Origin of the sequence: Colwellia sp. MB3u-41, assembly GCF_014076845.1 — a bacterium.
Taxonomy (GTDB): Bacteria; Pseudomonadota; Gammaproteobacteria; order Enterobacterales; family Alteromonadaceae; genus Colwellia_A.
In genome coordinates this window covers 515,317-530,876 of record NZ_JACGUT010000082.1, presented here as the reverse complement: position 1 = coordinate 530,876, position 15,560 = coordinate 515,317, and the positions used below count along the sequence as shown (strand labels likewise).

Below are 15,560 nucleotides of genomic sequence, written 5' to 3'. Positions count from 1 at the left end.
CTAAGGAGAAGAACATGAAAGAAGTAGTCATTGTAGATTGTATTCGTACACCAATGGGACGCTCTAAAGCTGGCGTTTTTCGTAACGTTCGTGCTGAAGGTTTATCAGCGCATTTAATGCAGCAATTATTAGTGCGTAACCCTAATTTGGACCCTTTATTAATTGAAGATATTATTTGGGGCAACGTTAAGCAAACTAAAGAACAAGGTTTTAACATTGCGCGTAATGCACAGTTATTAACTGACATTCCAAAAACTGTTGGCGCGGTAACGGTTAACCGTTTATGTGGTTCATCAATGCAAGCTTTGCATGATGCAACAACCAATATTATGTGTGGCCAAGGTGATGTCTTTATCGTTGGTGGTGTTGAGCACATGGGACACGTTCCTATGATGTACGACGTAGATTTTGATCCGGCCTTGAGTAAGTATATTTCTCGTGCGGCTGGCAACATGGGGTTAACCGCAGAGTTACTTGGTAAGCAGTTTGGTATTACTCGTGAACAACAAGACGCTTTTGCAGCACGTTCACACAGAAAAGCTTATGAAGCACAGCTCGCTGGTCGTTGGGACAATGAAATTGTTGCCACCCAAGGACACGATGCAATGGGCGCGTTAACGCTTGTTGAACATGATGAAGTTATTCGTCCTGAAACAACGATTGAAACGCTTGCCGGTTTACGTCCAGTGTTTGACCCAGTTAACGGGACAGTAACGGCCGGTACTTCTTCAGCGTTGTCTGATGGTGCATCAGCAATGTTAGTAATGTCAGCTGATCGTGCAAAAGAGCTTGGTTTAACGCCTCGTGCGCGTATTCGTGGTATGGCGGTTGCAGGTTGTGATCCGTCTACGATGGGCTTTGGTCCTGTTCCAGCCACGAAAAAAGCATTAAAACGTGCCGGTTTATCTTTAGCTGATATTGAATTAGCTGAATTTAATGAAGCCTTTGCGGCTCAAGCCTTATCGTGTGTTAAGTCTTTAGGCTTAGAAGACCGAGCTGAAGATATGATTAACTTAAACGGTGGCGCTATCGCCTTAGGTCATCCATTAGGGTGTTCTGGCTCGCGTATCACAGGTACTTTATTGAACCTAATGGAAGGTCAAGATGTCAGCATAGGTTTAGCGACTATGTGTATCGGTTTAGGTCAAGGTATTGCAACGGTAATTGAACGCGTTTAATTGTAAAATTTAACCGCGTATTATTAATGTAAATAAAGCTCACTTCGGTGAGCTTTATTATTTTATAAGTAAAAATGTACTACTTTTCTTTTGCCACCCAACGCATCATATCTTTAAAACTTGGCTCTTTACCGTACATACTCATGCCCATTTTAAATAACCTTGCAGCAGCAGTCCTTACCCAAAAACATAAAATCACCAATAAACTAAGCGATAATAATGAATGCCAAAGCGGAACATCGATAAGCGACATTTTTACTGGCATAGCGACAAAGGAAGTTAAAGGGAAGAAACTCAAAAAGGTTAAAGCCCAACCAGAAGGACCATCCATTGTGATGAATGCCAGAATCATCGGTACTAAGGGTAACAGCATTATACTTGTTTTTGCGCTATGGTTCGGATCGTCAATCGCTGCTGCAATTGCTGCCATAAAGGCAGTACAAAGGTAAACACCGGTTAAGGCAAATGGTATTAACCAGGGCAGTAATGACCAATCTATCATGGAAAAATCAATGATACCGCCTTTAATAATTACGGTAACAAAGGCATAGCCCAACATGCCTGTAATCACTATTGTGATCATGGCTTTAATTGAGTGTAACATTTGACCTAAAATTTTGCCGTCGATCCAAGTTTGCGCTGATATACAAGCATATAACTGCTCGGTTACGCGTTGTTGTTTTTCACCCGTAACACTGACAAACAGTTGACCAAAAGAAGTGAAAATACCAATAGCCAAAATAACAATCATAGCAATTGCCGTTGCCTTCGCGGGGCTATTATCAGACTTTATACTCTCATCTAAGTACTTGTTTTCAAAGATAGAGGATTGATTTAAAACATTTAACTGTTCTTCCGCCAAACCTAAACTACTAGCGTATTGTACGGTATATTGTTGATTCAGCGTTTGTTTTAACTCGCCGAGCCAACTTTGTTTGTCTTTACTGTAAAGAGTAATTTGTTTAACCGAGTTTGTAGACGGTGTTTCTGATAATACCGCGTCCCAGTTATCTTCTTGGGCTAATTGTTTTTTTAATTGTTTAAGAGGGGCGTTACTGGCAATAAAATCAAAGCTATCACTATTTTGAAGTTGTGACATCGTTGCAGGTACAGCAACTTTATAAACAGTAAGTTGATCATCTTTTATATATTGCCACAACATAATTATTAACCCAATGGCGACAATGATTAACTTTGATATTATTTCTTGTTTCCATTTGAAAAAGTGCATGAATTCCCAAGACGTTACTAACCAAACTTGCTGCTTTTTACTATTTTTTTTAATCATTGTTTATAGCTCCGTGATTAGCGATAGCATTTAGATAAAGCTGATGTAAATCCATTTTTTTGCTATGCATAGCTTCAAGGTCACCTATGGAGGTTAAGCGTTGAAGTAACTCATTAATTGACTGTAAAGGCGTTAAACTCAGCTCAAGCGTTTTGTTGTTAGTTAAGCTGTGTTTGGTATCAGCCAGTATTTCTGATACTTTACTTGAATCAAGCTCTTCTGAAAATTGCGCGGTTAAATGCGTTGATGAATCAATTTTCTGCTGAATTTCTTGTAAACTGCCGTATAAAACTGTTTCGCCTAAGTTCATTAATAACATCCGATCAGCCAATTTTTCCACCATAGCCATTTGATGAGCGCTTAATATAACAGTCATTCCTTTGGCTCTTAGTTCAGACAAAAATATAACAACTTTTTCTTGATTGACGGGGTCTAAACCGGAAAATGGTTCATCTAAAATAACCCATTTTGGCTTATGAATAACGGCAGTGATTAATTGGACTTTTTGCTGGTTGCCTTTAGATAAGGTTTTCAGTTGATCGTCTTTGCGCTCTAATATGTCAAAACGCTCTAACCAATATTCAGCTTCTTCTATTGCCGACTTTTTATCAACACCATTAAGTTGTGCAAAATATATCAAATTCTTCATCAGAGATTTTTCAGGGTATAAGCCTCTATTTTCAGGTAAATATCCTAGGGTATGAGAAGGAATAGATGAGTATTTATTTCCGTCCATGGTTAATGTTATTGTGCCACTATCAGGTTGAGTAAAACCCGTTAACATGCGTACTAAGGAAGATTTACCCGCACCATTTGGCCCTAACAAAGCAAAAATTTCACCTTGGCTAACGTTAAATGACAGGTTCTTGATCGCGGCTACATTGGCATAATTTTTTTGGACGTGAGTTACAACTAGCTCCATGGTTTTTCTTTCCTTAATTAAAACTATAAAAATTAATCATTGTGAACTTAGTATGATAATTAGCAATTTTATTACAAGAAAAGAGAATTATTTTTAAAACGTAAGATATTTTAAATCTTTATTGATTGTTCTGAGTTGATTTACGCTGAGTTTATGCGTTTTTTATCTGGTAATACGCGACATCAAATTCAAATAATGGGTCGATGTGTCTGTATGTTTTAACGTAAGACATACCTATATTCTTCATGACACCAATTGAACCAAGATTATTTTCGTCAGCAATCGCGCTAAATTTTTTGTATTCAGACTTGGCTGCTAAGACATCTTTAATATGTTGCGCCGCTTCACTGGCAAAGCCTTTGCCCCACGAAGTTTGAAAAAATCGCCAGCCGAGTTCTAGGTTATCAAATTCAGGTGAAGTAGAGAAAAAATTCATTGGCCGAACAAGTACCCAACCAATGTATTCATTGGTTTCAGTGCTATTAACTTGCCATATTCCCCAACCTTTTGTTGAGTTCAAGTATTTTTGCATGCGAGGCACTAAAACGTTATAAATAGTCTCGCGTGAAGATGGATTACCATCGCTGATAAAACGCATCACTTCAGGGTCTTGATCAAGTTGATACAATAACTCTGCGTCGTCAATTGTCATTAATTGGTAGCTAAGTCGAGCAGAGTTATTAATTTTCATTTTATTGACTGGGGTATCGTTAAACTAAAGAGTCTTGCAGTGGTGGTACCACTTGTTTTTTACGGCTTAGTACACCATCTAACCAAACTTTACCGTCAACAAGTGGTTTGCCATAGGCTTTTTCAGTTAAGTCAGCATTGTCGCTGATCACTAACATTTCAGAGCCTTCTTTCATGATATCAGTAAGTAATAATAAAACAGTATGGCGCTTACCTTCGGCTTTTAATTTTGCAATGTCAGCAAACAGTTCAAGCTTCATATCATCAAAAATTGCTAAGTCGAGTACTTCTAATTGACCAATACCCACTAAGTTACCATGCATATTAAAATCTTTAAAATCACGTAAAACTAAGTCGCGTACTGGTGTGCCTAATACGGCTGATTTAACTTCAAACATTTCCATACCTAAGGCTTTAGCGTCGCTGATGCCAGCAATTTCAGCTAATGCTTCAACACACTTGATATCAGCAGTGGTACAGGTGGGTGATTTAAAAATAACGGTATCTGATAAAATAGCGCACATCATTGCACCAGCAATATCTTTTGGAATTTCTACATCGTAAAAATCGTACATCATTTTAATGATGGTATTGGTACAACCAACAGGGCGAACCCAAATTTCTAGAGGTGTAGAAGTCGTAATGTCACCTAATTTGTGATGGTCAATAATACCTAATATTGTTGCTTCATCGATATCATCAGGTCCTTGAATACGGTCTGAATGATCAACAATGTAAATACCTTCACCAGCAAAACTTGTTTTTAATTCAGGTTGCTCAAAGCCAAACTTGTCTAAAATAAACATTGTTTCTGGTGAAAGTTCACCTAAACGGGCTGGTAGGGTTTCTTCACCTAGAGTTGTTTTTAAATAGGAAAGGGCAATGGCTGAACAGATCGAGTCTGAATCAGGAGTTTTGTGTCCAACAGCGTAATTAGGCATAAAAAAATTCTCGTTTTAGCGTGTTATATTGAGGCAATGTTTTAAATTGACAATATTTTAGCAAATAAACACCGCGAGTGAAAAGTTAAAGCTTACATTAAGGCACTAAATTATATTCAAATGGGCTAACTGAGCGAGTAATAAACCTAAACCAACAAAGGTGAGTACTAAAACAATAATAGGGAGTTTGATTATTCTTAGTAAATAAAATCCCAATAGTACACAACTAAATTCTACCACTGAGCTAACAGCACTACTAAAAATAGGATGATAAAGTGCAGAAAATAACAACCCAACGACCGCGGCGTTTACGGCCATCACTGCACTGGCTATTCTCGGTTTTTTTGCTAAGGAATGCCAAGAGTTCTCAAAGGTTAACAGTAATAAAAATCCGGGTAAGAAAACAGCTAAAGTGGCGACTGCAGCACCTAATAATGGATTTTGTGTAAAAAGCTCAGCACCTAGAAAAGTCGCGAGGGTAAACATCGGACCAGGCACTGCTTGTGCAGCCGCATAACCGCTAAGAAAAACATCGTTAGATAACGCTTCCCCAATTGTTTGCTGCAATAACGGTAATACCACGTGCCCGCCACCAAAGACCATACTGCCTGCTTGGTAGAACTGATTAAATAATATAATAAGTTCAGAGGGGGCTTTAGTCACCCCAGCATAGATTGATAATGGTAAAGCAAAAAGAATGACGAAGAACAAAGTCAATGGCAGTATTTTAAACTGTCTTGAGGTGAGTACTGCAGGTTTAGCAACTTCAGAGCTAACCGATGTTAATGACTGATTGACGAAAAAACCAAAGCCTGCGGCGATGATAAGTATGAAGATTTGCGTCGTTAAACTCGGTAAAGCAATTAAAGCAATCGCTGTTATAGTCGCAATTAACTTATGCGTGTAATTATTACAAAAGCTTTTAAACATCGTAAAACAAGCATCAGCAACAACAACAACCGCTAATAATTTTAAGCCATGAATTACGTGACCAACCCAGGGTTGTTCAGCACCAGTAATATTTATAGCAAGTAAATAAAGCAGTGTAAATGAGGGGAGTGTAAAGCCCAAAAATGCGGCAATACCGCCTAATAGTCCAGCTTGTCTTAGGCCAATAGCAAAACCTAATTGGCTAGAGCCAGGACCGGGTAAAAACTGACTTAACGAGATCAAGTTTGCAAAGCTTGTTTGATCTAACCATTTAAGCTTCTCAACAAATATTTTTTGAAAGTAGCCAATATGCGCAGCAGGTCCACCAAAACTGATACAACCTAAGACTAAAAAACGCCAAAATACTTCAAATGTTTTTTTCATAAAAATTTCGTTAAAAGCAAGCCAGTTATATTAGTTATTGTATCGTAAAAATATGAAGGGGATATTAAATTTAATAATAAAAAAAAGCTCAATGAATTGAGCTTTTTTTTATATTGGTAAACGAAAAGTGTTAGTTACTTGTAATAAGCTAAACACGCTTCTACTTCGTTTTTAGAACCCATAATAACTTCGACACGCTGATGTATGCTGTTTGGCTGCATATCCATAATGCGGCCTTCGCTGGTCATTGCTAGTCCGCCGGCTTGTTCAATGAGAAAACTCATTGGGTTGGCTTCATACATTAATCGCAGCTTGTGAGGTTGTTTCGGGTTTTTACTGTCTTGTGGATAAGTAAAAAGCCCACCGCGTGTTAATACGCGATGAATGTCGCCTACCATTGCTGCAATCCAGCGCATGTTGAAGTTTTTTCCTCGCGGGCCGGTATCGCCAGCGAGTAAGTCACTAATGTAATTCTGCATTGGTGCTTGCCAAAAGCGTTGATTAGACATGTTAACGGCAAACTCTTGTGTGTCGGTAGGCACTTGAACATTACGTTCAACTAATAAGAAACCACCGTGGGTGCGATCTAGCACGTAAAAGTGAGTTCCGCTGCCTGTTGTCATTACCAACATCGTTGATGGACCATACAATACATAGCCGGCACAAATCTGCTTATTACCTGCTTGCTTAAACATATCCGGATCACTAGCATCCATATCGCTTGGCGCTTCATGGATAGAGAAAATAGTCCCAATTAATGAGTTAATCTCAATATTAGAGCTACCATCAAGTGGGTCGAAAGAAACAAGGTATTTCCCGTCTTTTTCACCAGCAACTGAGGTATCTTCCTCTTCAGAAGAGATCGCTTTAACAAAACCAGACTCCAGTAAAATATCTTTTAGTAGTTCATTTGCAACAACATCTAATTCTTTTTGAACTTCACCTTGAATGTTTTCATCCAACGTTGACCCCATTAAGTCACTTAAATGGCCTTGGCTAACACGAAATGAAATTTCTTTAGTTGCCGCTAAAATTGTTTTAATCAGCGAAATTAAATCGAGTGGAACATTATCTTGGCGTAAAGCTGGTGCTAGTCGTTGCATCGGGTTACCTAATTGATTTAGAGTAAGACTCTGATATATTGAGTCATAAAATTGTTGGCTACTTAGTGCCGTTACATAGCAAATAATAGCAGCTGCATTTTTAATTTATTATTTTATTATGGAAGGTAGCGATGAAATCGTTCAACCTTTACCTTTGTGCCAATGATAACAAAAATAATGGAATGACTTGAATAAATATTTATAGAACTAAAAATAAAATAGGAAAAAACGATGAAATTCACACTTCGTGTCTTTTTAATATTTATCTGTAGTACGTTTTCAATAGCCGCGCTTAGCGCAGGCACTCAAAGTCATAGTGACTTTGTCAAAGCGAAAGATTATCAGCAAGACTTTTTATTCCAAAGTGCTTTTTCACAAGGGCTTGGTGCTCAGAATATTGGACTTGACCGAGGCCAACGGGGAGATAAACGATTAGTTCGCTTTGAAAAATGGGGCGAGAAAATTTTTTTTCGTCAGATCAATACTTATTCCCGAGCTGATACAGACCCGATGGATGTTCGTTATAACGAGAGGAATGGTGTGTGTTGATGGACACTTCACTTTTTTTTCTCGGAGATTGGCAAGTTAATCCAAGTACCAATACTTTGCGCCGTGGCGAGCTTATTAAACAGCTTGAGCCCAAGGCAATGGATGTATTACTACTTTTATGCGCGCAGCAAGGGCAAGTATTAAGTGCTGATAATATCGCGACCCAATGTTGGGGGATGGATATTGGCGACAACCCAGTACACAAAGCCATTACCCAATTGCGTAAAGCTCTAGGTGATAAAGCCAGTACACCGACTTATATTGAGACCATCCGCAAACGCGGTTATCACATTATTGCCAAGCTAGATTTCCCCCTTGATGACGAGCTAAAAGCGGAACAAAAAAACTGGCAGGGAGCCTCACCGTTTCCGGGTCTAGTGGCCTTTGAAGGCAAAGACGCTCAAGTATTTTTTGGCCGTAACACTCAGATTTCAACCCTTTTAGAACGACTATCAAACCAAATCAGTGCCCAACATACTTTTTGCTTAATATTAGGCCCCAGTGGCACAGGCAAATCATCTTTTGTGAATGCCGGTTTATTGCCAGCGTTAACCAGCAAAAATGGGTATAACGGTATTGGCGTGATATCACACACCAGTATTGATTTTGCCGACATCAGCCTTGAACGACTGTTCATAGATTTAGCCTCTGCCATGCTCGACTGGGACGTAAACGACCAGCCAGTATTTGCAGGTATGAGTGCCGAAAACTTGGCCCAACAGCTGCAAAAAGACAGCAATACTTCAATTGAACAATGTATTCAAGCACTTAAAAAAACACAGCAACGTTATAGCAAATCGCAGTTTTTATTATTTATCGACCGGCTTGAAGTGCTGTTGTCGTCACCTGTTTTTAGTGATGATGAACGAGTTGCTTTTTTAATATTAATTGAAAAACTCGCCACCAGCGGTGCCATTATTGTCATCAGCGCTTGTCGAAACGATTTTTATCCTTTGGTGGTGAATCACCCCAGCCTAATGGCAAATAAAGGGAACGGTGGACATTTTGACTTACTTGCCCCGACCCACGCTGAACTGATGCAAATGATCAGATTACCAGCGAAAGCCGCTAACTTAACATGGTCAGTCGATGCCGATTCAGCGACCCCCCTTGACCAAATGTTATGTGCTGAAGCGTCCAATAACCCAGACACCTTGCCCATGTTGCAATATACCTTACAAGAATTATATTTGCAGCGTAGTGAATCCGATGAATTGCAGGTGTCAGTATATAAAACGCTAGGGGGCATTGAAGGGGCAATTGGTAAAAAAGCGGAGGAAATTTATCAACAATTACCCGCCGAGCATCAATCACAATTAGCCGCAGTGTTATCACGCCTTGTTACATTAAGCCCAGACGGCGAAACGATTACGAGTCGCACGGCGCGTTGGTCAGAATTATCCCAGACCAGTGAAACCTCTTTTGTCCAAGCAATGGTTAATAGCCGTTTATTTGTGTCTCACCTGCAAAATAACGAACCTTGTTTTAGTTTAGCGCACGAAGCATTATTAAGACGTTGGCCCAGGGCCAGTGAATGGATCTCTGCTCACAAAGACAGTCTTACGATTAAAATTCGCTTGCAGCAATTAACTGAACGTTGGCTTAAGGAAGACAAAAGTTCGGCTTACTTATTACCACAAGGAAAACCCTTAGAAGAAGCTCTTAGCCTGCAAAATATGCCAGTTTTTACTTTAGATGCCGATGAACTGGATCTGCTAAAAGCCTCACAACAAAAAGTTAAAACTAAACGCTGGTTAACTCGCTCAACCATCACCTTATTATGTTTATTAACCTTTACCGCTATATTTATGAGCGTAAAAAGCCAACAAGCTGAGGGCCTAGCACTGCAAAAGCGTTTAGAAGCCGAAAGTCTATTGGGTTTTATGGTTGGTGAATTTGCGGACAAATTGCGCAGTGTTAAACGTATGGATTTGCTCGATGGCATTAGTAATAAGGCCTTGGAGTATTTTAGTCAGCAAGAGGACGATTACGACGATAGTGGTTTGTTTTCATTGTCTAACAGCTCACTTAACTTTAAAGCAAGGTTTCAACATGCGCAAACTTTAGGGGCTATGGGGGAGGTGGCGTATTCTCGAGCTAAAACTGATGAGGCGGTGCAGGCTTTTAGTTCTGCGAAAATCATACTAGATAAGCTGTATATAGAACAGGATGATAATTTAGAGTTATTAAAGACTTTAGGTGCCAATGCATTTTGGTTGGGGCAGTTGGCGTATGACAAAAGTGATTTTGATAGTGCTCAGCCGTCGTTTGAGTTGTACCGTGATTACAGTATGGAAATGAATCGGTTAGAGCCAGAAAATATGGATGGAAAGATTGAGTTATATAATGCATTAAGCGTAATAGGGACACTCTATTTAAGACAACAACGCTATGATGTAGCTAAAACAGCATTCCAATCATCATTGAGTAAAACAAACCAACTCCTAATAAAATATCCCAATGATAGTGTAATGCATTCAGACAAAGTCGATGCTCTATTATGGCTAGCGACCACTGAGCAACATAGAGGTAACTTAGAGGCAACACTTTTGTTGCTAGAAGAAGGTCAAGGGATAATACAAGAGGCTCTAGCATTAGAAGGGAATAATGCAAACCTGTTAGAACGTTTAGCTTATTTACATTGGAGGCAAGCTATACTTTTAGATTATCAAAATGCTTATTCACAAGCATATATTTACATATCTAAAGCATTTAAAACCTTACAAAAAGTATTGATGCAGGATCCAGGAAATGAAGTATGGAATAAGGATTTACTCAAAATAAAATTATCAAAATTATTATTTTCTAAGAAAATAGGAATACCTGAAAATGATGAATTTTTAACCAAAATGAGTCCAAAAAACATTAGAAAAATTCAAGATCCAAATACCCTTGTAGCAGTTATCAAATACTATCAAACTGTTGGTAACTGGAAGGCAAGTTCTAATTTAATTCAACACTCCCTACAAAACTTAGAATTTAAAAATCCATCGAATATAAGCGATGCTAGAGAGACTTTAGCCTTTTCACATTTAAAACTACTAGAGGCCTCTCATCTTATTAATGACAATAATATGTTTGATCTGTCTAAAACATGCAAACAAGTCATTGAACTTCTAGACCCCTTAGTAAAAAAAAGTCGCAGTGTTGAATATTTATTACCTTATATTCAAGCGCATGACTGCATTGGGGAACGAAATAAAGTCAAGACAGAATTAGCATATTTAGAAGAAATGAGAATAAAAGTGAGCGATTTCAGAATAACCAAACCTTCAACCCAAAATAAGGAAAATTGAAAATGAGTAAAGCAAGCAAAAATATCACTGTTACCGTCAATATAACGAATGGAATTGCTTCGTTTAGTTATTTGCCAGACGGCAAGATTAATATTACTGAATCAACAGATGTAGTTTTTACATTAAGTGACTCAGACAGTACAGGGTTGTCATTTGCAGCACCTCTAGTTGCCTATGTACCTATAGATGCACCTCGCGACATTACTGCAAATTTATCTGAAGATAAACAAATTCTGACACTAAGTGATACCGATCTAGATAAAGAAGAGATTGCGGTACAACTTGTGGTACAAGATACATACGGAAATACTTACGCTAGTCCAGACCCCAGAATTGTAAATAAACCAGACTAAGATCCGTTTATGAGTTTTCAGAGTCACCCAATGTAATTTAAATATATAGTGAATTGGACTAGCTTTTAGTTAAGCGATTGGTAACAATCGATTTTTGGAGGCTAGATGACTCAGAAACGAGCCAGTTTAATTTGTTTGACGGATACCCGCATTACCATTGTGTATCACGGTGTGTTCGTCGGTCATTTTTTGTGATGCGCCAGCCACGCTGTTGATACCTATTTCTAGTTTACAAAATCCAAACGCTGATCGTCCAGTGCCAGCGTTTTTTTTAATGATTTATTCTGCCACACATCTATTAGAACAATTAGAAAGACACCCATAGTCATACATCGCAAAACTATTTTTTGGGTTACTTCTTGTCATGAGTGTCTTGTTAATTTAATTATATTTTTACTTAAATAGCTTTTATTAAAGATGTTGCTAACACACTCTTTGTTAGTGGCTACTTTCGTCTTAAGAATCTACACAATTTAAAAACTCTTCAACGGGTTCTATGAACTTTAACTTCCACTCATTACGCTGCTTTTCGCTGGTGTTTGAATGCTTGTTTATTGCGCTTTCTTTGTTGACCAATAAGAGACATTAATTTTGGCACTTAACCTTAATACTTGAAAATTAAATCTTTAGATAGCCAACACCTCTACAAATAAAATAAAATAAACACAATAAAATCAATAGCCTGAAAATCAGAAGGTTACCGGAAGGTAGTTTTGCGATTTTTTTACTAAATTATTTAACAATAAATGGATGACAAAAACACACAACAGATTGGTTAGGAAAAACACATGGATGAACCTTTACATAGCCTTGACAATATTTCAGCACCTTTTGATAAACACACTAATAGCAAGCAAGTTAGCTATGAAAAAAAACATGTTTTGCTGGTTAAAATTTGTTCGCCAGATAAACAACAACTTAGTTACATACTAAAAACACTGGGTTATATCCCGGTTGAAATAACCAATGCAGACAGCAACGAAAGCCGCATCTTAAAAATCAGCAATAGCTGCCTGATCATTGTTGATGACGAAAGTCATGACCAAAAGGTGCTCAAGTCAGTTAACGAAGCACAAAATACGATATTTTCTCAATCTAGGTTACACCGCCCTGTTTTATCACTTGTTGATGTTAACAAATGTAATAAGCATGAACTGTATACTCTTGGAGTATTTGACTATATCAGCTGTCCGTTAATCCCTCAGGAATTAACGCTCAGAATAAGCCATGCCATCAATTATTTTGAAACTTCGCAAGCAGCTTTGTACACCCTTGCCTTACCCAGAAAGGGTCGCCCAAAAGCGGCTTCACCATTAATTAGGCAAAAAACCGTGGCATTGGCCAAAAATACCGCTGCATATCTGCAAACCAAGCTTGGTGAAGATATCAAGCTCAGCGAGTTGATTGTTAAAATGGGCACTAATCGCAATAAACTTAATGATGCTTTTAAAACCAGTTATGGCTTAACCGTGTTCGCCTGGCTACATGAAAAACGCATGTCATTGGCTCAAAAATTATTAAAAACAACCACTTTGAGTATTTTGCAGGTGGGTGACCACGTGGGGTATCCAGACTCTAATAATTTTTCAACCGCATTCAAGCGTGAGTATAAATTATCGCCGAGGCATTACAGACAATCCTTATCTTAGGATCATTTGTGCACCCAACAAAGATATTAGGCGATGAGGCAAAGGTTTATTAATGTTGAGAGTCATATAGTCATTAAGTAAAAAGTAATGAATTACAAAGACACGCATCGTAATAAATATAAAATTAATTTTTGGGCTGCTAGTTATCGAGGGTGTTTTGTTAATTTTTTTCAGTTGCTAAGGAGTATTCTATGAAGTTAATCAGTAAATTAAAGTTTTTGCTACCTCTATGCCTGCTATTGGTCGGTCCGACGTTAGCGCAAGAAGGGAAGATCAATTCCTTGCAACAGATGATGTTGTTTAGAAGTTTTATCCAAGATGCTGATGCATGTATGGTTATTGTCAAAGATCGCACCGTCAACTATGCGGATGCGGTTACAAACTCTACACCCACAACCTGTCCTGACATGTTCGCGTGGGTACAATTGGCAGAAGTAATTGATCAGAAATGGTGGGAATGGGGATTGGATCAAACGGTTTGGCCAGCGGTTCCTTGGCCCGTGTGTACCGAAAGTATCACCAGCAATTGCTGTTCACAAACTGCTAAAGCTGTTTCCGAAAGCCAGCCAGAGCATTGCCCTGCGTTTCGTGCAGATTACAAAAATCCATCACCGCTCCCTAATTCCATAACGCGTCCCAGTGGTGACGTTATCAGCCATACTGGCTTGAATAACATCAATGACCGTGATCCCGATCGTTTGTTGCGTGACTTGGAAAACGAATTGGTTTTCCGCAACAAACCATTTGTAAAATATGTTCTGGACCAAGATTTGTATTCAAAAGAAGGTTTAGGTTCGCGTAACCGCGCACAGGCAGCGGCGATAAGTGCAGGTAATATCGGCCTAGCCCATCGTCTTGAAGTGAGTTTCCCAACCGATGCGTCAATGGTAAAGGCTGATTTCATTCCTATGGACATCATGTTGGACCGTAAATTGATCCAAAACCAAGCAAAAGGTTCCACAATACATCCGCCAAACAATCCAGATTACCCATATTTGACTGTTTGGATCGGCGGCGACAAAGAAGGATCAACCCTAACGCCTGATCCTAAACATCCAGATGATCGCAGCAAAGATGTCTACAGCTATAATGGCTATTACTACTTGGTTGCGATGACTAATGCGTCAAAAGATTTACCAAAGTGGCATTGGTATGCATTAGAGCATGTTGCAAACGAAGGTCGTTGTGACTTGATCGGTTGTAACGACAGTTATGGCTATCAGGTTTCTGCGCATAAGCAGAGGCGAAATAACGCTGATTTTGGCCCCAGTTATGTGCCCCCGCATATCACCTATAACAACGATCGTCATTCAGGAAACGACGCCATATTCCATTCAGGAAAAACATATCTTCCTGTGGAGACGGGTGAAACGATCAGCGCTGATCTGAAGGCGTTATTGAAAGGGTTTAACATTGGTACGGATAAAACAGACACTGACCCTACGACGATTTCGGGGGCCGATCCTGCATGGATGAATTATCGCATGAAGGGAACACAAACCGCATTCTACCATGCGACAGGTGTTCCAACAGGTATGGGTGCGTCTGTGACAGAAGGTGGATTTGTAAACTCTGCTTCTTGTATGTCATGTCATGCGCAGGCATCGGTTAATGCTTATGGCCAATCTGGTTTCCAAGGCGTTGGTTCAACGTGGCGTCCAAATCTGGATGGAATGACCGAAGTGACTATGGGGGCGCCAAATATCAGCGATTTCTATGGGTTAGGTGGGCCGACAATCACGGCCACACAGATCGATTTCGTATGGGGTATTCTCGGCGCATCTTGCCAAGTGGTCAGTGATTCACCTGGTGTTTGCGCCCGCTATCCAGACAGACCGTCGATTAAAAAATAGCAAATTGGCTGCTCGCTAGGGTGGGTCGCTATATATGTAGATGAAATGCCGCGAACGCTGGGTTTAGTAAATGCCTTATAGGGGGAAAGGCAAATCGGTTTTACATATAGAATACGTCTAGACGTTGTGTAGGTTTCGGTTTGTTAGCCTTTGTAGCACCTACTCAGAGCAGTCTATTTTAGTTGAGATCTGAATCAGAGAACAATAAAGGACAGGCACTCTGAAAGATCATCTAATCTACAATTGGATAAAAAAGTCGGTTTCAGAAAATAAATAACAATTTCCGATTAAGCATCGAATTTAACCCAAAAAACTGTTTTCCAGGTATAGCTGCCCGCGAACACTCAAAACGTTCTCAGTATTGGTTGGTCGGAATCGAGGGTCAGGTCTTGAAACTTGTATTCGGCCCTGATAAGCGGAGTCG

12 protein-coding genes are annotated in these 15,560 nt (G+C 39.2%); 6 read left to right on the top strand and 6 right to left on the bottom strand.

Annotation, left to right across the window (positions count from 1 at the left end):
* Positions 1-14 precede the first annotated feature (14 nt).
* The gene (gene fadA, locus H4J73_RS16195; RefSeq protein ID WP_182177440.1) at positions 15-1,178 is read left to right on the top strand and encodes an acetyl-CoA C-acyltransferase FadA; all 1,164 of its coding nucleotides are present in this window, start codon (positions 15-17) and stop codon (positions 1,176-1,178) included.
* A gap of 79 nt (positions 1,179-1,257) precedes the next feature.
* Here the strand turns inward: fadA and H4J73_RS16190 are convergent, their stop codons facing one another.
* From H4J73_RS16190 to H4J73_RS16165, 6 genes are all read right to left on the bottom strand, one after another.
* Entirely contained in the window at positions 1,258-2,466 is a 1,209-nt protein-coding gene (locus H4J73_RS16190) for an ABC transporter permease (protein WP_182223585.1), read from the bottom strand.
* The gene (locus H4J73_RS16185) at positions 2,459-3,388 is read right to left on the bottom strand and encodes an ABC transporter ATP-binding protein (RefSeq protein ID WP_182223584.1); all 930 of its coding nucleotides are present in this window, start codon (positions 3,386-3,388) and stop codon (positions 2,459-2,461) included. The genes H4J73_RS16190 and H4J73_RS16185 overlap by 8 nt, the downstream gene beginning before the upstream one ends.
* A 151-nt stretch (positions 3,389-3,539) precedes the next feature.
* Positions 3,540-4,079: a GNAT family N-acetyltransferase gene (locus H4J73_RS16180; RefSeq protein ID WP_182177434.1), complete on the bottom strand. Its 540-nt coding sequence runs from the start codon at positions 4,077-4,079 to the stop codon at positions 3,540-3,542.
* Between the two features lie 19 nt (positions 4,080-4,098).
* Entirely contained in the window at positions 4,099-5,019 is a 921-nt protein-coding gene (locus tag H4J73_RS16175; protein ID WP_182177432.1) for a manganese-dependent inorganic pyrophosphatase, read from the bottom strand.
* Between the two features lie 105 nt (positions 5,020-5,124).
* Entirely contained in the window at positions 5,125-6,333 is a 1,209-nt protein-coding gene (chrA, locus tag H4J73_RS16170; RefSeq protein WP_182177430.1) for a chromate efflux transporter, read from the bottom strand.
* A 134-nt stretch (positions 6,334-6,467) separates the two neighbouring features.
* Positions 6,468-7,436 (bottom strand): class 1 fructose-bisphosphatase, encoded by a 969-nt coding sequence (locus H4J73_RS16165; protein ID WP_182177428.1) that lies wholly within the window; start codon positions 7,434-7,436, stop codon positions 6,468-6,470.
* 231 nt (positions 7,437-7,667) lie between these two features.
* Between H4J73_RS16165 and H4J73_RS16160 the strand changes: the two genes are divergently transcribed.
* The 5 genes from H4J73_RS16160 (at position 7,668) to H4J73_RS16140 (ending at position 15,136) form a co-directional block, all read left to right on the top strand.
* On the top strand, positions 7,668-7,985 hold the full coding sequence (locus tag H4J73_RS16160; RefSeq protein WP_182177427.1) for a hypothetical protein: 318 nt from the start codon (positions 7,668-7,670) through the stop codon (positions 7,983-7,985).
* Positions 7,985-11,281, top strand: a complete 3,297-nt coding sequence (locus H4J73_RS16155; RefSeq protein ID WP_182223583.1) for a winged helix-turn-helix domain-containing protein — start codon at positions 7,985-7,987, stop codon at positions 11,279-11,281. The genes H4J73_RS16160 and H4J73_RS16155 overlap by 1 nt, the downstream gene beginning before the upstream one ends.
* Positions 11,282-11,283: 2 nt before the next feature.
* Positions 11,284-11,634, top strand: a complete 351-nt coding sequence (locus tag H4J73_RS16150) for a DP-EP family protein (RefSeq protein WP_182223582.1) — start codon at positions 11,284-11,286, stop codon at positions 11,632-11,634.
* Between the two features lie 788 nt (positions 11,635-12,422).
* Entirely contained in the window at positions 12,423-13,283 is an 861-nt protein-coding gene (locus H4J73_RS16145; protein ID WP_182223581.1) for an AraC family transcriptional regulator, read from the top strand.
* A 191-nt stretch (positions 13,284-13,474) separates the two neighbouring features.
* Entirely contained in the window at positions 13,475-15,136 is a 1,662-nt protein-coding gene (locus tag H4J73_RS16140; protein ID WP_182177419.1) for a hypothetical protein, read from the top strand.
* The last annotated feature ends 424 nt before the right edge of the window (positions 15,137-15,560 follow it).